The sequence below is a fragment of the Prosthecodimorpha hirschii genome (assembly GCF_001305515.1).
Lineage (GTDB): Bacteria > Pseudomonadota > Alphaproteobacteria > Rhizobiales > Ancalomicrobiaceae > Prosthecodimorpha > Prosthecodimorpha hirschii.
Genome location: NZ_LJYW01000001.1, coordinates 4,996,153 through 5,018,347 on the forward strand (window position 1 = coordinate 4,996,153; position 22,195 = coordinate 5,018,347).

The window sequence follows — 22,195 nt, forward strand, 5'->3', positions numbered from 1 at the left end:
ACGTGGTGAGTGGGCGACGGCGGGATGCGACGATAGCGGGCGGCGGAGGCCGGCCGTGAACCTGTCGACGCCCGAACTGGTCCTGCCGCCGGTCTATCGGCTGATCACCCTGCGCGAACATCGCGATGCCTTCGCGCATGCCATGGCGGTCGGTGCGGAGGCCGGTGCGGGAACGCTGGTCTGGGTGCGCCGGTTCGATCTGGTCGAGGTCGCCGTGGTGTTCGAGCCCGAGGAGCCGCTCGTCTCCGCCCGGCGCATCCTCTATGCCGGCATGAACGCGCTCGCCGACGCGCTCGCCGCCCATGCGCCGCCGGAAAAGCCGGTCAACTTCCGCTGGCCGGATACGCTGCTGTTCGACGGCGCGATCGTCGGCGGCGGCCGGATCGGCTGGCCGGAGGGCGCTCCGGAGGGCGAGCCGCCGCCGTTCCTGGTCTTCGGCGCCATGCTGCGCACCTTCGTCGGCGCCAAGACCGAATCCGGCGACTGGTCCTTCGGCACCAGCCTGGAGGCCGAGGGCGTCGACGTGATCGACATGGCCGAGCTGGTCGAAAGCTTCGCCCGCCACCTGATGGTCCATGTCCACGAATGGATGGACCGCGGCTTCCGCAAGGTCGGCGAGACCTGGCTCGCCCGCCTGCCGCGGGAGGGTGCCGGACGGCGCGGCATCGACGGCAACGGCGACTTCCTGCTGACGCCGGCCGGCGGCGGCGCGCCGGTGCGTCATGCCCTGCTGCCCGGTCTGGCGGCGCCCGCCTGGCTCGACCCGGAGACCGGGCTGCCATGGCTCTGAAGCTCCTGCGCACCATCCGGCTCGATCCGTCCGATACCTTCGTCTTCGACCGCGCCGCCGAGCCCGGCGAATGGGCCGTGCCGGGCGGCTTCCGCTTCTTCGATGTCGATCCGGAGCAACTCACAGGCAAGGCCCGACAGGTGTTCCGCGCCGGCTTCCTCGGTCTGTCGAGCTTCGGTGCCTCGACCCTCGCGGTCGTCGTCGAGGCGACCGGGGCCGAGCGCGAGGCGGCGGTCGGCGCACTGGCCGCGCATCTGGTCGCGGCGCATGGTGCGCCGTCCCTGGCCGTCGCGACGACCGCGGCGGAGGACGAGATCGCCTTTGCGGCCTCGCTCGCCGACCAGCCGGACGGCACGATCGTGGCGCTGCACCGGACGGTCGAGGACGGCGCGCTGCGCGAACGCTTCCGCACGCTGAGGCCGGGCACCCGGCCGGATCGGGATTTCTCGAAGGGCGGCTTCCGCGCCTTCGAATTCCTGGAGGTGGTCGGCGAGGAAGGACCGGACGAGACCCTCGACATCACCGCATGGGGGCGCGAACAGCCGTGACCGATTTCTGGGTTTCCTCCGGCCATCACCTGCTCGACCGCGCCGAGGGCGGCGGACTGGTGGCGACCGACGAGTTCCTCAAGGCCTATCTGGCCCGGCCCGAACTGGTGCCGCCGCCGGAGGCCTGCGCGGCCGAGCGCCAGCTCTGGGCGCGCCTGCGCATCGCGCCGCGCGATCCCGTCGAGCCGGCCGAGATCGCCGCGCTCGCCGACCCGGACGCCCGCGAGAACTGGGCCTTCATGATCGGCTTCCGCGACCGCCTGATCGCCGGGCCGACGCTGGAGGCCGCCTATCGCCGGCTCGTCCTGTCCCGCAGTGCCGGCGGCATCCCGCCGCTGTTCCTCGACCAGCTGGTTCACGTCATCCTGCGCAACGCGCTCGACGGCGAGGCGGATCCCTTCGTGCTGCGCGCGGCCGAGATGTTCTTCCGGCCGCAGCGGCTGACGCTGCACGAGGGCATGTTGCTGGTCGCCGACGAGGAACGCGTCGACGGCGCGGTGCGCGATCACGCCTCGCCGCTGGTCGCCATGTTCGGCGAGGCGCGCGCCCGCGAACTCGACGTGATGACGGAAGAGAACGCGGCGCACTGGTTCCACCATTCCGACGCCTTCGACCTGGTGCAGGATTTCCGCCCCGGCGGCCCGGCCCGGCGCGGCCTCGCGCGCGCCATGGAAATCTGGCTGCGGCACATGCTCGCGCTGGAGGTGCGGATCGAGCCGGTCGAGCGGATCGAGGACGAGGCCTGGGCCTGGTTCGTGGGTCTCGACCAGGAAGCGACGCGGATCGGCAATGCGCTCTGGAACGGCGCCGCCCTGGCGCCGCAGGATGCCGATCGCGTGGTCGCCCTGTTCCGGATGGACATTCCGGGCGACGCGCGCATCCTGCCCAAGGTCACCGGCCGCCCGGTCTGGCTGATCCTGGCGGCGGATGGCGCGCGCATGCTGCGCATGAAGCCGCAAAACCTGATCACCGGCCTGCCGCTTGCGGCCGAGGCCGACCCGAACTGACCCGGAGTGCAAGGCCATGGCGGACGATAGCGACGGTTTCGGCGAAACCCTTGAGGTCGGCCTGATCGTCGGCCGGGTGCAGCCCTCGAACCGCTGGGCGGACCCGAGCTGGCGGCCGGTCGCGATCCTGCCGGCCCCGGCGGCGGCGGCGCCCTGGACCGCGCTCGGGACCGAGGGCCTGACCGAGCGCTTCTATGCCGGCCCGGTCGCGCTCGCCTTCCACCGGTCCGAGACCGCCAACTATCGCGACAATCTGGCCACCGGCCGGCCTCTGGTCTGGGTTGCCCTCGGCGCGGCCGGGGCCGAGCCGCCGATCGAAATCCGCGTCGTCACCGCCGATCCGGCGGAAGGCGAGGCACTGGCCGGGATCGCGTCGGAGAATGTCGACACGGTGCTGATGCCGGCCGAGATCGCGGCCGCCTTGGAGGCCTTCGTGGCGACCCATCATGTCGAGCGGGCTTTCTACAAGCGCCGCCGCGACGAGGCGCCGGCCGCGCCGGCCTGCGGGATCGACGGCGAATGAGTGCGCCCGACGAGGCGTCCTTCCTGGAGCGCTGGTCGCGCCGCAAGCGCGCCGTGGCGCGCGGCGCGCCGCCGGTGGACGAGCCGGCCGAGGCCGGCGAGGCCCTGCATCCGGCTCCGGCCGGCGGGGCGACGGCGTCCATGCCGGTCGCGGATCATCCAACCGGCGTTGTCGATGCCGCCGGACCGGCGGCGGCCGGCGATCCGGTGCCGGACCTGTCCGATCTGCCGTCGCTCGATGCGATCACGGCCGACACCGACATGAGCCTGTTCCTGCGCCGTCACGTTCCCGACGACCTGCGCAATGCCGCGTTGCGGCGTGCCTGGTCGGCCGACCCGGTCATCAGCACCTTCGTTGAGATGGCTGACTATGCCTGGGACTTCAACACGCCGGAGGGCAACCCGGTCTACGGCCCACTCTCGGCGGCGGTCGATGCCGGCAAGATGGCCGCCGACATCCTGGGCATCGGACTGCCGGAGAAAACCGGACCGGCACCTTTGCCGCAAGCGGAAGGATCGCCGGCGACCGGCGCGATGCCGTCGCCTGCGGCGCAGCGGGAGACGGCCTCTGATATCCATTCCGTCCCGGACGGCCTTGCTGGCGAGGGCGTCGATGCGTCGGGGATTCGGCCGGAAACGGCGGCGTCGGCCGCGCCTGGCGGGCGGACCGCGGCTCTGGACGCGGGAACGGCACGCGGGCCGGAGCCCTGCGACGCGCGGTCGCAGGACGAGGGGGGCGAAAGGGACCCGCGCATCGGGTCTCCGATCGATTTCGGACGCGGGGCGACCTTCGGAGCCCCCGCTCACGGTGCCCCCGTACCGCTGGCCGCGCGCCGTCGCCATGGCGGAGCCTTGCCGGCGGGGGATTCATAGGGCGGGGCTATTGCCTCATCGGCACCTTCCGGCATAGTCTCCGCGAACTAGAATAACTACAATCGGATAGGGATGGAATGTCGATGCGCGATGACGGGCTCCGTCAGGCGATCGTGGCGATAGGGGGTGTCGGCGCTCTGGCGCGCGCCCTTGGCATTTCGCAGCCGTCGGTCTCGAACTGGGCGCGCGTGCCGGCCGAGCGGGTTCTGACCGTGGAACTGCTCACGGGTGTCCCGCGCAGCGAACTGAGGCCCGACCTCTATCCGTCCGGGATCGTCTCTGCCGTTCCGCCCACCGCCACATCAGGGAACCCAGTGGTCGCTCTCCACGCCGATCCGATCGACCGTGCCCGTGCGGAAGAGTATCTGCTGCTCGCGACGCTCCTGCGCGCGCCGCCGGCGGAACCGTTCCTGGAACGGTTGGGGATGCTGCAGGGCGATGATTCCGCGCTGGGTCGCGCCCATGCGGCCCTGGCGCAGGCGGCCCGCCGGGCCGATCCGGACGATCTGGAAACCGAGTTCTTCGATCTCTTCGTCGGGGTCGGGCGCGGCGAGCTGCTGCCCTATGCCTCCTATTATCTGACCGGCTTTCTCAACGAACGCCCGCTCGCCAAGGTGCGCGAGGATATGGGGCGTCTCGGCATCGCGCGCGCGGAGGGGAGCTTCGATCCGGAGGACCATGTCGCCACCCTGATGGAGGTTGTCGCGGGTCTCCTGGCGGGCACCTTCGAGGGCGGGCCGGAGGAGGCCGACCGGTTCCGGGAGCGGCATCTGGCGCCCTGGGCGTCGCGCTTCTTTGCCGATCTGGCCAAGGCCAAGTCGGCAACCTTCTACCGGGCGGTCGGCGATCTCGGCCGCCTCTATCTGGACATCGAGGACGAGGCGAGCCGGCTCTCCTGAGCCGGGTAGCCAGCGGACAGCAGTCACGGGCCGGACGGCCCGAAGGAGCGGGAGAACACCGATGGCTGACGAAAACCGGGCATTGGATCGGCGCGGCTTCCTGACGGCGCTCGGCGTCGGTGCTGGTGCTGCCGCTGCGGGCGTCGCCGGAGCCGCCGTCTCGGCCGGACCTGCCGCCGCCGCCGAAACCGCGGACGAGAAGACCAAGTCGCGCTATCGCGAGACCGATCACGTCAAGGCCTATTACCGGGTCAACCGGTACTGAAGGGGAGGGGCGACCGATGCTGACCAGACGCAACGCGACCGAAAAGCGCGCCGCGCGCCTCGGCGAAACGCTCGTCGAAGCCGCCGCACCCGTGGCTGCGATGGACCGCCGAAGCTTCCTGAAGCGCTCCGGACTGACCGCCGGCGGCCTTGCGGCGCTCGGCTCGATCGGTGTTTCCGGCGTGCGCAAGGCGGAGGCCGGCTTCACGGCGCCGAACGTTCCCGTCGAACTCAAGAAGAACATCTGCACCCATTGTTCGGTCGGCTGCTCGGTGGTCGCCGAGGTTCAGAACGGCGTCTGGGTCGGTCAGGAGCCGGCCTGGGATAGCCCGATCAACCGCGGCTCGCATTGCGCCAAGGGCGCTTCGGTGCGCGAACTGGTGCATGGCGACCGGCGCCTCAAATATCCGATGAAGCTGGTCGACGGCCAGTGGACCCGGATCGACTGGAAGACGGCGATCAGCGAGATCGGCGACCGCATGCTCGCCATCCGCGAGAAATCCGGTCCGGACTCGGTCTTCCTGCTCGGCTCGGCCAAGTTCTCCAATGAAGGCGCCTACCTGTTCCGCAAGTTCGCGGCCTTCTGGGGCACCAACTCGGTCGACCATCAGGCGCGCATCTGTCACTCCACCACGGTGGCCGGCGTCGCCAACACCTGGGGCTACGGCGCCCAGACGAATTCCTACAACGACATCCGCAATTCCAAGACCATGATCATCATGGGCGGCAATCCGGCCGAGGCGCATCCGGTGTCGCTGCAGCACGTTCTCTCCGGCAAGGAGCTGAACCGGGCCAATGTGATCGTGATCGATCCGCGCATGACCCGCACGGCCGCGCATGCGACCGAATATGTCCGGATCCGCCCCGGGACCGATATTCCGATCATCTGGGGCATTCTCTGGCACGTCTTCAAGAACGGCTGGGAAGACAAGGAGTTCATCCGCCAGCGCGTCTACGGCATGGACGATGTCCGCGCCGAGGTGGCGAAGTGGACGCCCGAAGAGGTCGAACGGGTCACCGGCGTGCCGGGCGCGCAGCTTGAGAAGGTCGCCAAGCAGTTCGCGACCGAGAAGCCCTCGACGCTGATCTGGTGCATGGGCGCGACCCAGAAGACGGTCGGCACCGCCAACGTGCGCGCCTACTGCACGCTGCTGCTGGCGACCGGCAATGTCGGCAAGTACGGCACCGGCGCCAACATCTTCCGCGGTCATTGCAACGTGCAGGGCGCGACCGACCTCGGCCTCGACGTGACCACCCTGCCGCTCTATTACGGCCTGGTCGAAGGCGCCTGGAAGCACTGGGCGCGCGTCTGGGAGGTCGACTACGACTACCTGGCCTCGCGCTTCGACACCATCACGGCGGCCGACGGCAAGTCGGTCAAGATGATGGAGCAGCCCGGCATTCCGACCACGCGCTGGTTCGATGCCGTGACCATGCCCAAGGACAAGCTGGCCCAGCGCGACAACATCAAGGGCATGTTCGTCATGGGCCACGGCGGCAACACCGTGACCCGCATGCCCGAGATGGTGAAGGGCTTGGAAGCGCTCGACCTCCTGGTCGTCTGCGATCCGCATCCGACCACCTTCGCGGCCATCTCCAACCGTCGCAACGGCACCTACCTGCTGCCGGTCTCGACCCAGTTCGAATGCTCCGGCTCGCGCACGGCGTCCAACCGCTCAATCCAGTGGGGCGAGAAGGTCGTCGAGCCGATCTTCGAGAGCGCCAACGACTACTGGATCATCTACGAGTTCGCCAAGAAGCTCGGTTTCGCCGACAAGATGTTCAAGAACATCGCGATGACGAAGGGCAAGTATGGCGACGAGCCGGAAGCCGAGTCCATCCTGCGCGAGATCAACCGCGGCGGCTGGTCGACCGGCTATTGCGGCCAGTCCCCGGAACGCCTGAAGGCCCATATGGCCAACCAGGGCGATTTCGATCTGGTCTCGCTGCGCGCCAAGGCCGGGCCGAATGCGGGCGACTATTACGGCCTGCCCTGGCCGTGCTGGGGGCCGCCGGAGATGAAGCATCCCGGCACCCACACGCTCTACAACACCAACCTGCATGTGAAGGACGGCGGTGGAACCTTCCGCGCCCGCTTCGGCATCGAGCGCGTGGTCAAGGTCAAGGAGAAGGACGCCGAGGGCAAGGAGATCGAGAAGGAGGTCAAGCAGAACCTCCTCGCCGAAGGCTCTGCCTCGGTCGGCTCCGAACTGACCGACGGCTATCCCGAATTCACCATGGCGTTCCTGAAGAAGAACGGCTGGGACAAGGAACTGACCGATCAGGAATTGGCGGTCATCCAGCGCGTCGGCGGCAACAACGCCGATACGGTGTCCTGGGCGACCGACCTTTCGGGCGGCATCCAGCGTGTCGCGATCGCCCATGGCTGCGTGCCCTACGGCAACGCCAAGGCGCGCGCCAATGCCTGGAACCTGCCCGATCCGGTGCCGGTGCATCGCGAGCCGATCTATACCCCGCGCACCGATCTGGTCGCCAAATATCCGACCCGTCCGGACTTCGCCTCGTTCCGCATGATGAATGTCGGCGCGTCGGTGCAGAAGAAGGCGGTCGACGAGCGGATCTCCCTGCGCTTCCCGATCATCCTGACCTCCGGCCGTCTGGTCGAATATGAGGGTGGCGGCGAGGAGACCCGGTCGAACAAGTGGCTGGCCGAGCTGCAGCAGGACATGTTCGTCGAGATCAATCCGTCCGACGCCAACGAACGCGGCATCAAGGACGGCCAGTGGGTCTGGGTCGACGGTCCGGAAAGCCAGTCCAAGGCCCGCGTCAAGGCGCTGGTCACCGAGCGCGTCTCGAAGGGCGTCGCCTTCATGCCGTTCCACTTCGCCGGCTGGTTCATGGGCGAGGATCAGCGCAAGAACTATCCGCAGGGCACCGACCCGATCGTGCTCGGCGAAAGCGTCAACGCCCTGACCACCTACGGCTACGACCCGGTCACTGCGATGCAGGAGACCAAGGTCACGCTCTGCCAGATCCGCGCGGCGTGAGGGGGAAACCATGGCTCGATTGAAGTTTCTCTGCGACGCCGACCGCTGCATCGAATGCAACGCCTGCGTCACCGCCTGCAAGAACGAGAACGAGGTGCCGTGGGGCATCAACCGGCGCCGGGTCGTCACCATCAACGACGGCAAGCCGGGCGAGCGCTCGATCTCGATGGCCTGCATGCATTGCACCGATGCGCCCTGCAAGGCGGTCTGTCCGGTCGATTGCTTCTACACCACCGCCGACGGCGTGGTGCTGCACTCGAAGGACACCTGCATCGGCTGCGGCTACTGCTTCTACGCCTGCCCGTTCGGCGCGCCGCAATATCCGAAGGTCGGCAACTTCGGTTCGCGCGGCAAGATGGACAAGTGCACCTACTGCGCGGGCGGGCCGGAGGAGGATCTCTCCAAGGCCGAGTTCGATCGCTACGGTTCGAACCGCCTGGCCGAAGGCAAGCTGCCGCTCTGCGCCGAGATGTGCTCGACCAAGGCGCTGCTGGCCGGCGACGGCGAGATCATCGCCGAGATCTACAAGGAGCGCGTCATGAAGCGCGGCTACGGCTCGGGGGCCTGGGGCTGGCAGACGGCCTACAAGCAGACCATCGCGGTCTGAGCGCCACCGATCGCCGCAGGGCGGCCCGATCGGCCACCCTCGGCCGGTCCGGTTCTTGAATTTGCGCAGGTTCCTTATCCCCGGACGGGGTCCGTCCGGACCGAGCCTCGGCGAGGCCGCCCCTTCGCGGCGCGGCGCCCGGGCTCCGGACTTCGGGAGACAGTCCATGTTCGATACGCCGCTCACCGTCCTGTCGCGTCGCCTTGTCCTGTCGCGCCGCCTTCGCGCCGTGGCGCTCGCCATCGGGCTCGGCCTTGGCCTCGGCCTGGCCGCACTGCCGGCCGATGCGCAGAGCGTCAATCCGACCGCGCTTTCGGTCCAGGAACAGCAGCTTCTGCAGTCCCTGCACAAGGTCGAGGGCCGCGTTTCGATTCCCGACGCCAAGTCCGGAGTGCTGATCCAGCCCGAGGGCCAGGCCTGGCGCGACTTCCACGAGAAGACCCTGCCGCAGGTCGGCACCTGGGGTCTGCTCGGCACGCTCGCTCTCGTCCTCCTGTTCTGGGTGGTGCGCGGCCGGATCCGGATCGAGGCCGGCCCGTCGACCCGCACCATCACCCGGTTCAACGGCTTCGAGCGCTTCGTGCACTGGCTGACGGCCTCGTCCTTCGTCGTGCTGGCGCTGTCCGGGCTCAACGTCACCTTCGGCAAGCATATTCTGCTGCCGGCGATCGGGCCGCACGCCTTCCACGTCGTCTCCGAGCTGGCCAAGCTGGCGCACAACTACCTGAGCTTCCCCTTCACGCTCGGCGTCGTGCTGATGCTGCTCGTCTGGATCAAGGACAACATTCCGAACGGGGTGGACGTCGTCTGGTTCCTCAAGGGGGGTGGCATTCTCGGCAAGGGGCATCCGCCGGCGGGTCGGTTCAACGGCGGCCAGAAGCTGATCTTCTGGGCGGTCGTGCTCGGCGGCGGCGCCATCGCGGCGACCGGCTACCTGCTGATGTTCCCCTTCTACGTCACCGACATCGCCGGCATGCAGACCGCCCAGATGGTGCACGGCCTGCTCGCGGTCGCGGTCGCGGCGGTGATCATCGGCCATATCTATATCGGCTCGGTCGGCATGGAAGGCGCCTTCGACGCGATGGGATCGGGCGAGGTCGACCTGAACTGGGCCAAGGAGCATCATTCGCTCTGGGTCGAAGATGCGACCCGCAAGAATCCCGGCATCGTCCACAATCCGGGCCGGATGGCCCCGGCCGAATAGCCGGCCATCGCTTCCGGACAGCCATAACGGCAGACGACGACAGCGGGCGGGTCCTTCGGGAGCCGCCCGCTTTCGTTCGGCCGGGCGGGAGCGAGGGCCGATCGGAACGACCAGTTCCGATCGGAAAAGCGGGCGGCGACAGAACCACCACAGCGCCATCCGTTTTCCCTCGGATCGGAGGCCGCTGTGGTGCGGACCGGCCGCCGCGCCGGGCTCGATCGACGCCGATGCCGTCCATCGTGGCGGGCGGCCTCCGTCGGCGATCGCCCGCGTCCGCCCGCTGCGCTCTGCGCCGCCCGGAGGCGGCGGGGGACATGCGTTCGGGATGAAGAAGCGCGGGCCGCAGCGACGCGCCGCGACCGGCGCCGGTCTGCGCCGGCTCCGATCCGGCAAGGCGGCCCCGGCCAGGTCAGTCGGTCCGGATCTGGCAAAGACGGCCCCGGCCCAGCAAGGCCGGTCCCGGTCCGAGAAGGCCGGCCCGGGTCTCGCCCCGGCACCGGTTTGGCCCCGCCCCCTGTCGGGTCCCGGCCCGGGTCCGGCGCCGGCGATGGGGCTGCGCGGGTCGTGGTCCTGTGGTGGTCTCGATTCCTGCACCGGCCGTGCGGTCTGCGCCGGCTCCGGTCTCGCAATCGACGGCCGCGAGGGCAGGGCGTGCAGCGGCCCGACAAAAAAGCCGCGGGTCCGATCTGGAGCCCGCGGCGGTGGTCGTTGGTTTCGACTGGCCGGCCTTGCCGGGTGGAGCGGAGACCGCGCTCCGGATGCCGCCCCCGATGCCGCCCCCGATGCCGCGACGCGGCCGCGGGGCAGGCGGGGGCAGGATGGTCCCTTGGGCCAGGTCAACCGAGGGGGCGCCGTCGACACCCCCTGGAGCCTGTCCCGGTCGGAACGAAACGATCGGACCGAAAAGGACCGGCTCATACCGACGGTCATGGAATGATCGTCTGTATTCGCTACGCGAATTTCTCATGCCTCTGACGCATATGAGAAATTCGCGTTGCTTCAACGGCCCGATGCGTCAGCATCCTGGGCCGTTGGTATCGGGCCATTGAATCGGGAGCGTTTCCTTGGCGGTCGGACGAGTCCGTCCCATCGGGAAATGCTCTGGTGGTCGAAATCTGACATTGGCGGCCCGCACATGTCAGATCGAATGGACCACGGCGTCAAAGGGTGAGCGGTTCGGTTTCACGAGACGGATGGGGACCATCCGTATCGAGCGAACCCCTCGACGTCCTCAGCAGACCTTCCCGGGCGCCGGAACGCAGTTCTGTCCGTTGTTGCGCTTGATCACACCCGGAGGAGCATTCGGCGGCGGGTTGTTGACCTTTCCGCCCTGACCGCCGCCCTGGAACTGGCCTCCGCCCTGGCCGCGGTTCGGATTGCCGAAGCCCTGGCCACCCTGGCCCTGGAAGCCCGGGCCCTTGCCACCGCCTTGGCCCTGGAAACCCTGACCCTGGCCGTGTCCCTGACCCTGGCCTTGACCCTGACCCTGCTGGTTGCCGAAGGCCGGACCGCCCGGCTTGCCCTTGCCGCCGAACTGACCGCCACCCTGGCCCTGGAAGCCTTGTCCGCCCTGACCCTGGCCCTGACCGCCGCCTTGGCCCTGCTGGTTGCCGAAGCCCGGACCGCCCGGCTTGCCCTTGCCGCCGAACTGGCCGCCACCCTGCGGCAGGCCGCCCTGTCCGGCGCCCTGGCCGCCTTGGCCCTGGAATCCCTGACCCTGGCCGAAGCCCTGGCCCTGCTGGTTGCCGAAGCCCGGACCGCCCGGCTTGCCCTTGCCGCCGAACTGTCCGCCGCCCTGCGGCAGGCCGCCCTGTCCGGCGCCCTGGCCGCCTTGGCCCTGGAATCCCTGACCCTGGCCGCCCTGACCCTGGCCGAAGCCCTGGCCCTGCTGGTTGCCGAAGCCCGGACCGCCCGGCTTGCCCTTGCCGCCGAACTGACCGCCGCCTTGCGGCAGACCGCCCTGTCCGGCGCCCTGGCCCTGGAATCCCTGACCCTGGCCACCCTGGCCTTGGCCGAAGCCCTGGCCCTGCTGGTTGCCGAAGCCCGGACCGCCCGGCTTGCCCTTGCCGCCGAACTGACCGCCACCCTGCGGCAGGCCGCCCTGTCCGGCGCCCTGGCCGCCTTGGCCTTGGAATCCCTGACCCTGGCCGCCCTGACCCTGGCCGAAGCCCTGGCCCTGCTGGTTGCCGAAGCCCGGACCGCCCGGCTTACCCTTGCCGCCGAACTGACCGCCGCCCTGCGGCAGGCCACCCTGTCCGGCGCCCTGGCCGCCCTGACCCTGGAACCCCTGGCCCTGGAAACCCTGACCCTGGCCACCCTGGCCTTGGCCGAAGCCCTGGCCTTGCTGGTTGCCGAAGCCCGGACCGCCCGGCTTGCCCTTGCCGCCGAACTGGCCGCCGCCCTGCGGCAGACCGCCCTGGCCGAAGCCCTGACCGCCCTGACCCTGGAAACCCTGACCCTGGAAGCCCTGGCCCTGGCCGAAGCCCGGGCCCGGCTTGCCGGGACCGAAGCCCTGGCCGCCCTGCTTGAAGACGAAGGTGCCGTTCGGGTTCTGGTTGAACTTGATGTTCGGCTTGGGCGCCGTGCCGGGGATCTTGCCGAGCTGCCAACCCTGCACCGGCGGCTGCACGACATTCGCCGGCAGCTTGAGGATGAACGGCTTCTGCGGCTTGATGAACTGCGGCAGCAGGATCACCGACGGCGGCGGCTTCACCGGCTTCGGCGGCAGCACGTAGATGGTCGGCGGCAGCAGATAGGTCGGCGGCGGCGGCGGCGGCGCATAGCCGGTGAAGCCGAAATTCGGCCGGCCGACATAGACCACCTCCGGTTCCGGCGGCGGCGCCACGTCATACTCGACTTCCTGGAACCGCGACGGCGGCTCGTAGGCGGCCGAAAGCCGTCCCAGGCGACGCCGGGCGTCGGCGGCATGCGGGCCGTTCGGATAGCGGCGCAGATAGGACCAGTAGGCCTCGGCCGAGTCGTATTCGACCGTCCGCCGCCAGGTGATCGCCTCGCGCCGCGCCGCCATCAGGGCGCGGATGCGCCCGGCCAGCGGATCGTTGCCGTAATAGGACAGAAACTCCTCGAAGGCGTCGAGATCGTCGCGCTCCAGCGCCATCGCATAGGCGCCGGCAGGACCGGCCTCACGCATGGATGCGGGGCGCGGCGGGATCTGGCCGGCCTGCGCGAAGCCCTGCTGCTGACCGAAGCCCTGGCCCTGACCCTGGCCCTGACTGAAGCCCTGGCCCTGGCCTTGTCCCTGGTCGGGCACGCCGCCTTCGAAGAACTGGAACGGCTCCTCGATATTGGACGCGTGCCACGGCACGGTCGCGCCGCCGGTCAACTGGTCGACGCGCAGGCGGACCCGGGCGAAGACCTGGTCGGGTTCCAGGCCGCCGAGCCGGATGACCTCGGCCAGCGCCTGGGCGTAGGGGCCGTAGTCGCCGTTCGCGGGCGGCTCGACGCTGCCCGGGGCGGCATTGAAGGCGAGGAGCGTGCCGGGTTCCGGCTCGGTCAGCGCCAGGCCGGCGGCCAGCGGCTGGCCGTTGCGCGCGAACGGCGACGGGCGGGAGGCGTCGAGCACGACCATGCGCGCCTTGATCGGCAAGGCCGCCAGCGCGCGGGTGAAGTCCGAGACCCGGATCGCCTCGATCGGGATGTCGGTGTCGCGGTCGATGCGCGCGCCGGCCGGGACGAGATAGTTCTCGCCTTCATATTGCAGGCCGTAGCCGCTGACATAGACGAAGGCGACCGCACTGCCGCCGCCCTGGCCGACCTTGTCCAGGAAGTCGCGCATGGCGCGGCGCATCCCGGTCTGGTCCTGGTTGCGCAGCCCGGTCACGTCGAAACCGGCCTCGCCGAGCGTGTCGGCGACCAGGCCGGCATCGTTCGCAGCCGTCGCGAGCGGTCCCTCCGCGTAGCTGTCGTTGCCGATGACCAGACCGAAGCGCAATTCGGCCTGGTTCTGGGCATGGCCAAGGCCGGCCCCGCCGACTTGGAAAAGCGCGACGCCGACAAGGGTCGCGAAGACGGCGAGGACACGGATCATGGGCCAACCAGGTTGCAATTGGTAACGCACCGTAAAGAGTATACGAGATCCCGCAGCCCGTCACGCGGTCCGGGTCAGGCGAGCCCGGCGATCGGGACGATGCCGACGAGATCGCCGCGCGACACCCGTTCGGTGGCGTCCGGCAGCACCATCAGGGCGTCGGTTTCGGTCAGGGATCGGATCACCGCCGCCCCCTCGATCGCGAATCGGGTCGCCACCGGGATGCCGTCCGGTCCGTCGGCGAGCGTGACGCGCACGAACTCGGTCCGGCCGAGCCGCTTCTTGTGGTTGAATCCGGCCCGTGCCGCCATCGGCCGCGGCCGCCGCCAGGTCTCGCCGCCGAGCGCGGCGATCAGGCCGCGCACGATATGGGTGAAGGTCACGTAGACGGCGACCGGATTGCCGGGAAGGCCGCAGAAGGCGGTGCCGGCGACCGTGCCGAGCGCCAGCGGCCGGCCGGGCTTGATCGCGAAACGCCAGACATCGAGCCGGCCCGAGGCCTCCACGGCGGGCTTGACGTGATCGGCCTCGCCGGTCGAGACGCCGCCCGTGGTCAGCACCAGATCGTGGTCCGCCGCGGCCGCCCGCAATGCCGCGGCGAGGCCCGCCGGCTCGTCGCGCAGGATGCCGAGATCGGAGACGGCGATGCCGAGCCGGCCGAGCAGGCCGGCGAGCAGCAGGCGGTTGGTGTCGAAGACCTGCGCGGGGCCACGGACCGCGCCCGGTTCGACCAGTTCGTTGCCGGTCGAGAAGATCGCGACGCGCAGCCGCCGGCGGACCGTCAGCCGGTCGAGGCCGATGCCGGCGGCGAGCGCGATCTCCTGCGGGCGCAGCCGCGTGCCGGCCGGCAGGGCCATGGCGCCGGCGGCGATCTCCTCGCCGGCCGGGCGGCGGTTGGCGCCGCGCGCCAGCCCCGGCGGCAGGATCGCAATCCCGTCGCGGGCCTCGACATCCTCCTGCATGTAGACCGTGTCGGCCCCGGCCGGCATCGGCGCGCCGGTGAAGATGCGCACCGCCGTTCCGGGCGCCAGGGTCCCGGCCGCATCGCCGGCCTGCAGGCGATCGACGACGGCGAGCCGGCTGTCCCGGTCGGGGGTGAGATCGGCGTGGCGCACCGCGTAGCCGTCGACCGCCGAATTGTCGAAGGGCGGCAGGGCGGTATGGGCATGGATATCGGCGGCGAGGACGCGTCCGTCGGCCTCCGCGAGAGACACCGCCTCGGTTTCGGCGACCGGGGCGACGCGGGCGCGGAACAGGGCCAGCGCCTCGTCGATCGTCATGGCCCCGCCGCCATGGGCGAAGCAATCGTCGGATAGCTGCGGCATCTCTCGTCGGTCCGGTTGCGTCGCCGGTATGCCACGAACGGCGCCTTCGTGAAAACCCGGATGGCGCGCCTCTGCGCCGCGGTCAGCCCCGCGCCGGCGGTACGGCCTCGGGGGGCGCCAGTTCGCAGCGCATGAACACCGTGCCGGCGATCGGCGTGTCGTAATAGGGGCCGACCTCGACGAAGCCGTATTTCCGGTAAACCGCCTGGGCGCCGGCCATGCTGGGCAGGGTGTCGAGCACCATTTCGCGATAGCCGAGCCGGATGGCGGCCGCGATGATCGCCCGCGCGAGGGCGTCGCCGAGGCCGGTGCCGCGCGCCGCGGGCACGACATAGAGCCGCTTCATCTCGGCGCGACCGTCGACCGGCGGCAGCGGCCTGAGCCCGACGCAGCCGAGCGGGGTGCCGTCGGCCGCGCGGGCGAGCAGCAATTCGCCGTCCGGCGGCGCATACTTGCCCGGCATCCCGGCCATTTCGGCCTCGAAACCCTGGTAGCCGAGATCGATCGGCAGCGAGGCCGCATAGGCGCGGATCAGGACGATCGCGGCGGCGAGGTCGACGGGCGTCCGCACGGGGGCGACGGTGTAGGAGGGCGGGCTCATGACGCCGTTTCTTGAGCCGGCGGCGGTGTCGCGTCAATGTCCGGCCCGGTCCGCTTGTGGCGCATATCCCCGCGCCGGGGCGACACCGGTCAGGCGAGATGGGCTTTCAGGAACCCGACCGTGCGGGTCCAGGCGAGATCGGCGGCGGCCTTGTCGTAGCGCGCGGCGTTGGTGTCGTTGTTGAAGGCGTGGTTGACGTTCTCGTAGACATGCAATTCGTAGCGCTTGCCGGCGGCCTTCAGCGCCGTCTCGAAAGCCGGAATGCCGGCATTGATGCCCTGGTCGAGCCCGCCATAGTGCAACATCAGCGGCGCCTGGATCGCGGCGACCGCCTCGCTCTTCGGCTGGCGGCCGTAATAGGCGACGCCCGCCCCGAGCTTCGGCTCGGCGACCGCCAGCGCAGTGACCTGGCCGCCGCCCCAGCAGAAGCCGACCGCCCCGACCTTGCCGTTGGTCTCCGGCCGTGCCGCCAGGCCGGCCAGCACGGCGCGGCCCCAGCCGACCACGGCCGCGGCATCGAGCGTGCCGATCATGTCGCGCGCCTTGTCGGCATCCTCCGGTGTGCCGCCGAGCGGCGACAGGAAGTCGACCCCGAAGGCGACGAAGCCGGCCAGCGCCATGCGGCGAGTCACGTCGCGGATATGCGGATTGAGGCCGCGATTCTCGTGGATGACGATCACGGCCGGCGCCTTTGCGGCAGCCTTCGGCCGGGCGAGCAGGCCCGAAATCGTCGCCGCGCCCGCCGGGAAGGCGGCGGTCTCGGCGATCAAGCGCGGGTCGTCCTCGGCGACCGTCTGGGCGAGGGCATAGTTGTTTTCGAGCAGCGGCAGCAGCACGGCCGCGGCGGCGGTCGAGCCGGCCAGGGTCGCCAGCCGGTCGAGAAACGCCCGACGGTTCATGCCGCCATGGGTGTAGCTGTCGAAGAGATCGATGAATTTTTGCTCCAAGATCTGTCCTCCCGGCGGCCCTGCCGGGGCCGTTCGGAGTCAAATCTGGAGGCATTCGGGAGGCGCGGAAACGCGGGCCGACATCACGATTGCGGCAACGGTATCCCCTTGCGCCACCGGGCCTTCGCAGCAGCCCGCCTGGACGCGCCGGCCGCATGGGGCGGGCGGACGACCCTCGGGCTTCGCCGTCGGGTGTGCCTGAGCCCAAGCGGCTCCGGGTGCTGCCTGCACCTCGTGTCCGACCCCTCCGCGCCCGAACGGTTCGGGCGCCGGACGGGCGAGCCGATCAGATGCGGGCGCCGCTGGTCGTGAAGGCGACGCCGACCGGCTTCTGGTAGGTGTCGAGCACCGCATGGGCGCCGAACGCAAGGGCCACGGCGATCACGAGGGCGGTGAGGAAGGACGGCATCGCGGGCAACTCCAAATTCGGGGCAGGCATCGGCAGGTCGTCTCGGGCGGCGTTCTGCGGGCCAGAGCCCTCAGGACCCGAGCCCTGAAGGCCGACACCTTGCAGGTCGACAGCTTGCAGGCCGGCGCCTTGCGGGCCAGCGCGCGGCAACACGCCACGACCGTCACCATAGCGTCGGCCTATGTGCCGGTAAAGCCGGGGGTGCCCGCAGGGCCCGGCACTGAGTTCCGCTGCGTCGTCGGGCCTGGTTCCAACGCCGGACGGGTCCTGCATCGTTGACCTCGGCGGGGGAGCGCGTATCTAGAGCCCGACATGGCCGGGGCGGATGCCGCCGGCCGGACCGGCCTGCCGTTCGGGCCGGTTCTGCCGATCCCGCCTGCCTTGCGTCCCATCCCGGAGTGCCTCGATGTCCGTCACCCGCGAAGCCGTTCTCGCCGCCCTTGCCGCCGTTCCGGGTCCGGACGGGCGCACGCCGCTGCCGCAGTCGGGCGCGCTGTCCGAGGTGATCGTGCATGGCGAGAAGGTCTATTTCTCGATCGCGGTCGATCCGAGCCGGGCGCGAGAGCTGGAAGGCCTCAGGGCCGCGGCCGAGGCGGCGGTGCGCAAGGTGCCGGGGGTGGCGGGCGCCACCGTGGCGCTGACCGCCGAGGCGCCGAAGGGGCAAGCGGCTCCGGCCGCGGCTCCGGCGTCGTCCGCGTCGCCCGCACCGGCGGCCGGCGGCCGCAGCCCGCAGACGCGCGGCCTGCCGGGGGTGAAGCACATCATCGCGGTCGCCTCCGGCAAGGGCGGCGTCGGCAAGTCGACCACCGCCTGCAACCTCGCCCTGGCGCTGAAGAGCCTCGGCCTCAAGGTCGGCGTGCTCGATGCCGACATCTACGGGCCGTCCATGCCGCGGCTGTTCGCGCTGCGCGGCAAGCCGCGCCTGAAGTCCGGCCGGATTCTCGAGCCGCTCGACGGCTACGGCATTCCGGTCATGTCGATCGGCTTCCTCGTCGACGAGGAGACGCCGATGATCTGGCGCGGGCCGATGGTGATGAGCGCGATCACGCAGATGCTGCGCGAGGTCGACTGGGGCGAACTCGACGTGCTGGTCGTCGACATGCCGCCCGGCACCGGCGACGCCCAGCTGACCATGGCCCAGCAGGTGCCGCTGGCCGGCGCCGTGATCGTCTCCACGCCCCAGGATCTGGCCCTGATCGACGCCCGGCGCGGCGTCGCCATGTTCCAGAAGGTCGACGTGCCGATCCTCGGCATCGTCGAGAACATGAGCTATTTCGTCTGCCCGAACTGCGGCACCCGCCACGACATCTTCTCCCATGGCGGCGCCCGCGACGAGGCGGCCCGGGTCGGCGTGCCGTTCCTGGGCGAGGTCCCGCTGACCATGGAGATCCGTGCCCGGGCGGATGCCGGCACGCCGGTTTCGATCGTCGAGCCCGACGGCGTGCATGCCCGGGTCTATCGCGACATCGCCGACAAGGTCTGGCGCCAGCTCGCCACCGGCACGGCCGGCCGGCCGGCGCCGCGCATCGTGATCGAGTAATACCGACGGTCATGGAATGATCGTCGGCATTCGAGACGCGAATTTCTCATGCCTCTGACGCCTATGAGAAATTCGCGTTCCTTCAACGGCCCGATGCGTCGGCATCCTGGGCCGTTGGTATAACGCGCCGGCGCCGACGAGCGACACTCGACGAGCGACATCCCGCCCATCCGACGCCGCGCCCGACCGGAGTTCCAGTGCCGGCCCGGGCCGGTCAGCTCTAGGTCATTTACACCTCTTGACTTCCGCGCATGCCGGCGCCTTTTCTCTGAGCTGAGAAACTTCCGGAAAAAATGCGCGGAATCGACCATACATGCAGGATCTCGGTCAGGCCTTTGCCACTGCCTGGGCCATGCTGACCGGTTTCGACCCGGCGCTGTGGTCGGTCGTCCTCCTGTCCTTGAAGGTCAGTCTCGGTGCGGTCGCGATCGCCTCCGCGCTGGGCATTCCGCTCGGCGCGATGCTGGCCGTGGCCCGCTTTCCCGGGCGCGGCGGGGTGCTGGTGCTGCTCAACGCGATGATGGGGCTGCCGCCCGTGGTGATCGGGTTGCTGGTCTATCTGCTGCTGTCCGCCTCCGGCCCGTTCGGCGTCCTGCACCTTCTCTACACGCCGACCGCGATGGTGGTGGCGCAGACCCTGCTCGTGTTGCCGATCGTCGCGGCGCTGTCGCGTCAGGTGATCGAGGATCTGGCGCTCGAATATGCCGACTATTTCCGCTCCCTCGGGCTCGGCCGCGCCGGCGCGGTGGCGACGCTGATCTACGACGCCCGCTTCAGCCTGACGACGGCCGTGCTGGCCGGTTTCGGCCGGGCGATCGCCGAGGTCGGTGCGGTGATGATCGTCGGCGGCAATATCGATCGGGTCACGCGGGTGATGACCACGACGATCGCGCTGGAGACTTCGAAGGGCAATATCGCCCTGGCGTTGGCGCTCGGCCTCGTGCTGATCCTGATCGCCGTCCTGGTCAATGTCGCCGTCATGGGCCTCCGGGCGACCGCCGCGAGGGCCGCCTATGCTTGACGCGGCGCCGCAGCACCGGCTCGGTTCGGTCGACCGCGCGGGCATCTTCCCGCTGGTCGCCGAGGGCCTCGTTTTCGAGGCCGGCGGGCGGCGGCTGGTCGACGGCCTCGATCTCCGGCTCGACGGCGCCGAACGGGTGGTGATTCTCGGCCCGAACGGCGCCGGCAAGAGCCTGCTCCTGAAACTGCTCGACGGCCTCGTCGCGCCGAGCGCCGGCCGCATCGCCTGGAACGGCCGTCCGGCCGATATGGCCGTCAGGGCTGCGACCGCGATGGTGTTCCAGCGGCCGGTGCTGCTGCGCCGGTCGGTCGCCGCCAATCTCGACCATGCGCTCGCGGCGCGCGGCATAAATGGGGTGGAGCGGCGCCAGCGGGTCGGCGATGCGCTGGCCATGGCGCGGCTGTCGCCGCTGGCCGCCCAGCCGGCACGGCTCCTGTCGGGCGGCGAGCAGCAGCGCCTGGCGCTCGCCCGCGCCCTGGCCTTGCAGCCGCGGCTCCTGTTCCTCGACGAGCCGACCGCCAGTCTCGATCCGGCGTCGACGCTGGCCGTGGAGGGGCTGATCGAGGCCGCCCGCCATGCCGGCGCGGCGACCGTGCTGGTCACCCACGACCGTGGCCAGGCGCGCCGTCATGCGGACCGCATCCTGTTCATGCAGTCGGGGCGCGTCGTCGAGGATACGCCGGCCGATGCCTTCTTCGATCGGCCGCGCAGCGCGGCCGGGCGGGCCTATCTCGAAGGCCGCATCTTCGTCTGAAAACCATCTCCGGGAGGACTTCCATGCTGCGCCGTCACCTGATCGCCGCCTGCCTCGCGCTTCTCCTGCCGGCCCTGCCGGCGACCGCCCAGCAGGCCAGCAAATTCATCGTCGTGCAGTCGACCACCTCGACGGAAAATTCCGGCCTGTTCAAGTATCTGCTGCCGCTCTTCACGGCGAAGACCGGCATCGAGGTCCGCGTTGTCGCCGTCGGCACCGGCCAGGCGATCAAGAACGCGGCCAATGGCGACGGCGACGTGCTGTTCGTCCATGCCAAGGCCGACGAGGAAAAATTCGTCGCCGCCGGCGGCGCGGTGAAGCGGTTCGACGTGATGTACAACGACTTCGTCGTGGTCGGCCCGGCGGCCGATCCGGCCGGCGTGTCGGGCTCCAAGGATGTCGTCGCGGCCTTCAAGGCGATCGCCGCCAAGGGCGCGCCCTTCGCCTCGCGCGGCGACGAATCCGGCACCCACAAGGCCGAACTGGCGCTCTGGAAGGAGGCCGGCGTCGACGTGAAGGCGGCGAGCGGCGGCTGGTATCGCGAGACCGGGTCCGGCATGGGCGCCACGCTCAACACCGGCGTCGGCATGGGCGCCTATGTGCTGACCGACCGCGCCTCCTGGAGCGCCTTCGGCAATCGCGGCACCTTCAAGATCGCCGTCGAGGGCGACCGCAAGCTCTTCAACCAGTACGGCATCATGCTGGTCAATCCGGCCAAGCACGCCCACGTCAAGGCCGATCTCGGCCAGGCCTTCATCGACTGGGTGCTGTCGAAGGACGGCCAGGCCGCGATCGCGGGCTTCAAGATCGCCGGCGAGCAGCAGTTCTTCCCGAACGCCGCCGCGCCGTCGAACTGATCGGGCTCAGGCCGCGGCGCGCACCCGGGTCGGGCGGCGCGTCGCGCGGCGGGTCCAGATGGTCACCCCGGTGCCGAGGAGCCCGAGCAGGGCCATGGACGTGACCACGTCGACGAGGCCGGTCCACAGGCCGGCGCCGTTGCCTTCGTGCAGGAGGCGCGGCCAGTTGCGCGGGATCGGCGTCAGCCCGGTGGCGGCGACCGAATAGGCCTTCAGTTCGCCGCCCTCCCAGAGGCGCGCCATCGGCGTGCCGGCGCGCGAGCGGATCGAATTGAGGCCGGAGAGATCGTGGCCTTCGGCGACCTTGGCGATCGCCTGGACGAGGCTGACCGGCGGGCCGGCGGGACGCGGCAGGGGCGTCGTGAAGGTGACCCCGAGGGCCAGCGCCAGGCCGGTCAACGGGCTCAGCACGACCAGCGGCAGCAGGAACCAGGCCGTGCCCTTGTGCCAGCCCGACACCGTGTTGCGCAGCCGGGGCAGGCCCATCAGCACACCGAGGGCCACGATCACCAACATGGCCACGGTCGAGGCCGTCACCAGCCAGCCGAGATCGAACAGAAGCCGCTCGTGAATGCCGCGCGAGGCCCCGAACAGGCCGGAAAGCCCCCCCGGCGCGACGGGGGCGCCGGTCGCGAGATCGAAGCTCTTGGCGCTCGCGCCGAAGCCGATGCCGAAGCTGTTTTCCCAGGGGCGGATGACGATGCCGGTCGCCTTGCCGTCCGGATCGGCCTTGGCCAGCGCGGCGGTCAGGCTTTCGACGGTGATGCTGCCTGGCTGGATCGCGCCGGATTGCAGGATCGGCTCGAAGGACAGGATCAGTCCGGTGGCGATGACGACCAGCAGCGGCAGGGCGAAGGCGAGCGAGATCCAGCGGTGCAGCCGGAGGAAGAGCGGTTTCATGACGGGCTCCTTTCGTACCGCAGAAAAGACGCCTTCTCGCCCGACGTTCCAAGTTACGGTTCTGTAAGGCT

Annotated in this window: 20 protein-coding genes; 14 read left to right on the forward strand and 6 right to left on the reverse strand. The window is 70.1% G+C overall.

Annotated features, from left to right (window positions below; all coding sequences use genetic code 11):
• Positions 1-55 precede the first annotated feature (55 nt).
• The 10 genes from ABB55_RS22040 to ABB55_RS22085 all read left to right on the forward strand — a co-directional run bounded on the left by ABB55_RS22040 (position 56) and on the right by ABB55_RS22085 (position 9,722).
• Positions 56-790 (forward strand): biotin/lipoate--protein ligase family protein, encoded by a 735-nt coding sequence (locus tag ABB55_RS22040; RefSeq protein ID WP_054360739.1) that lies wholly within the window; start codon positions 56-58, stop codon positions 788-790.
• The gene (locus ABB55_RS22045) at positions 781-1,338 is read left to right on the forward strand and encodes a DUF6505 family protein (RefSeq protein WP_054360740.1); all 558 of its coding nucleotides are present in this window, start codon (positions 781-783) and stop codon (positions 1,336-1,338) included. The genes ABB55_RS22040 and ABB55_RS22045 overlap by 10 nt, the downstream gene beginning before the upstream one ends.
• The gene (locus tag ABB55_RS22050; protein WP_054360741.1) at positions 1,335-2,345 is read left to right on the forward strand and encodes a DUF6352 family protein; all 1,011 of its coding nucleotides are present in this window, start codon (positions 1,335-1,337) and stop codon (positions 2,343-2,345) included. Before ABB55_RS22045 ends, ABB55_RS22050 begins: the two co-directional genes overlap by 4 nt.
• Before the next feature lie 16 nt (positions 2,346-2,361).
• Positions 2,362-2,868 (forward strand): DUF3305 domain-containing protein, encoded by a 507-nt coding sequence (locus ABB55_RS22055; RefSeq protein ID WP_054360742.1) that lies wholly within the window; start codon positions 2,362-2,364, stop codon positions 2,866-2,868.
• A complete protein-coding gene (locus tag ABB55_RS22060; protein ID WP_054360743.1) occupies positions 2,865-3,740 on the forward strand; it encodes a DUF3306 domain-containing protein in 876 nt (291 codons plus the stop codon). Before ABB55_RS22055 ends, ABB55_RS22060 begins: the two co-directional genes overlap by 4 nt.
• A gap of 83 nt (positions 3,741-3,823) precedes the next feature.
• Entirely contained in the window at positions 3,824-4,639 is an 816-nt protein-coding gene (locus ABB55_RS22065) for a Cro/CI family transcriptional regulator (protein WP_054362230.1), read from the forward strand.
• 61 nt (positions 4,640-4,700) lie between these two features.
• Positions 4,701-4,904: a hypothetical protein gene (locus ABB55_RS22070; protein ID WP_054360744.1), complete on the forward strand. Its 204-nt coding sequence runs from the start codon at positions 4,701-4,703 to the stop codon at positions 4,902-4,904.
• 16 nt (positions 4,905-4,920) lie between these two features.
• A complete protein-coding gene (locus tag ABB55_RS22075; RefSeq protein WP_054360745.1) occupies positions 4,921-7,911 on the forward strand; it encodes a formate dehydrogenase subunit alpha in 2,991 nt (996 codons plus the stop codon).
• Between the two features lie 10 nt (positions 7,912-7,921).
• Entirely contained in the window at positions 7,922-8,518 is a 597-nt protein-coding gene (fdh3B, locus tag ABB55_RS22080; protein ID WP_054360746.1) for a formate dehydrogenase FDH3 subunit beta, read from the forward strand.
• Between the two features lie 166 nt (positions 8,519-8,684).
• Positions 8,685-9,722, forward strand: coding sequence for a formate dehydrogenase subunit gamma (locus ABB55_RS22085; protein ID WP_054360747.1), 1,038 nt, complete (start codon positions 8,685-8,687; stop codon positions 9,720-9,722).
• A gap of 1,231 nt (positions 9,723-10,953) precedes the next feature.
• Here ABB55_RS22085 and ABB55_RS22090 read toward each other — a convergent pair.
• The 5 genes from ABB55_RS22090 to ABB55_RS31165 all read right to left on the reverse strand — a co-directional run bounded on the left by ABB55_RS22090 (position 10,954) and on the right by ABB55_RS31165 (position 17,052).
• Positions 10,954-13,770: a caspase family protein gene (locus tag ABB55_RS22090; RefSeq protein ID WP_054360748.1), complete on the reverse strand. Its 2,817-nt coding sequence runs from the start codon at positions 13,768-13,770 to the stop codon at positions 10,954-10,956.
• Between the two features lie 74 nt (positions 13,771-13,844).
• Entirely contained in the window at positions 13,845-15,095 is a 1,251-nt protein-coding gene (locus tag ABB55_RS22095) for a molybdopterin molybdotransferase MoeA (RefSeq protein WP_054360749.1), read from the reverse strand.
• Between the two features lie 82 nt (positions 15,096-15,177).
• A complete protein-coding gene (locus ABB55_RS22100; protein ID WP_054360750.1) occupies positions 15,178-15,696 on the reverse strand; it encodes a GNAT family N-acetyltransferase in 519 nt (172 codons plus the stop codon).
• Between the two features lie 89 nt (positions 15,697-15,785).
• Positions 15,786-16,643: a dienelactone hydrolase family protein gene (locus tag ABB55_RS22105; protein ID WP_054360751.1), complete on the reverse strand. Its 858-nt coding sequence runs from the start codon at positions 16,641-16,643 to the stop codon at positions 15,786-15,788.
• A 286-nt stretch (positions 16,644-16,929) separates the two neighbouring features.
• A complete protein-coding gene (locus ABB55_RS31165; protein ID WP_262711596.1) occupies positions 16,930-17,052 on the reverse strand; it encodes a hypothetical protein in 123 nt (40 codons plus the stop codon).
• Positions 17,053-17,458: 406 nt separating this feature from the next.
• Between ABB55_RS31165 and ABB55_RS22110 the strand changes: the two genes are divergently transcribed.
• The 4 genes from ABB55_RS22110 (at position 17,459) to ABB55_RS22125 (ending at position 21,224) form a co-directional block, all read left to right on the forward strand.
• A complete protein-coding gene (locus ABB55_RS22110; protein ID WP_054360752.1) occupies positions 17,459-18,592 on the forward strand; it encodes an Mrp/NBP35 family ATP-binding protein in 1,134 nt (377 codons plus the stop codon).
• Between the two features lie 313 nt (positions 18,593-18,905).
• Positions 18,906-19,613 (forward strand): ABC transporter permease, encoded by a 708-nt coding sequence (locus tag ABB55_RS22115; protein ID WP_054360753.1) that lies wholly within the window; start codon positions 18,906-18,908, stop codon positions 19,611-19,613.
• Positions 19,606-20,367 (forward strand): ATP-binding cassette domain-containing protein, encoded by a 762-nt coding sequence (locus ABB55_RS22120; protein ID WP_054360754.1) that lies wholly within the window; start codon positions 19,606-19,608, stop codon positions 20,365-20,367. The genes ABB55_RS22115 and ABB55_RS22120 overlap by 8 nt, the downstream gene beginning before the upstream one ends.
• A 23-nt stretch (positions 20,368-20,390) precedes the next feature.
• Complete coding sequence (locus tag ABB55_RS22125) at positions 20,391-21,224, forward strand: ABC transporter substrate-binding protein (RefSeq protein ID WP_054360755.1); 834 nt, start codon at positions 20,391-20,393, stop codon at positions 21,222-21,224.
• Positions 21,225-21,230: 6 nt separating this feature from the next.
• Here ABB55_RS22125 and ABB55_RS22130 read toward each other — a convergent pair whose 3' ends face one another.
• Positions 21,231-22,124, reverse strand: a complete 894-nt coding sequence (locus tag ABB55_RS22130) for a PepSY-associated TM helix domain-containing protein (protein ID WP_054360756.1) — start codon at positions 22,122-22,124, stop codon at positions 21,231-21,233.
• Between the last annotated feature and the right edge of the window lie 71 nt (positions 22,125-22,195).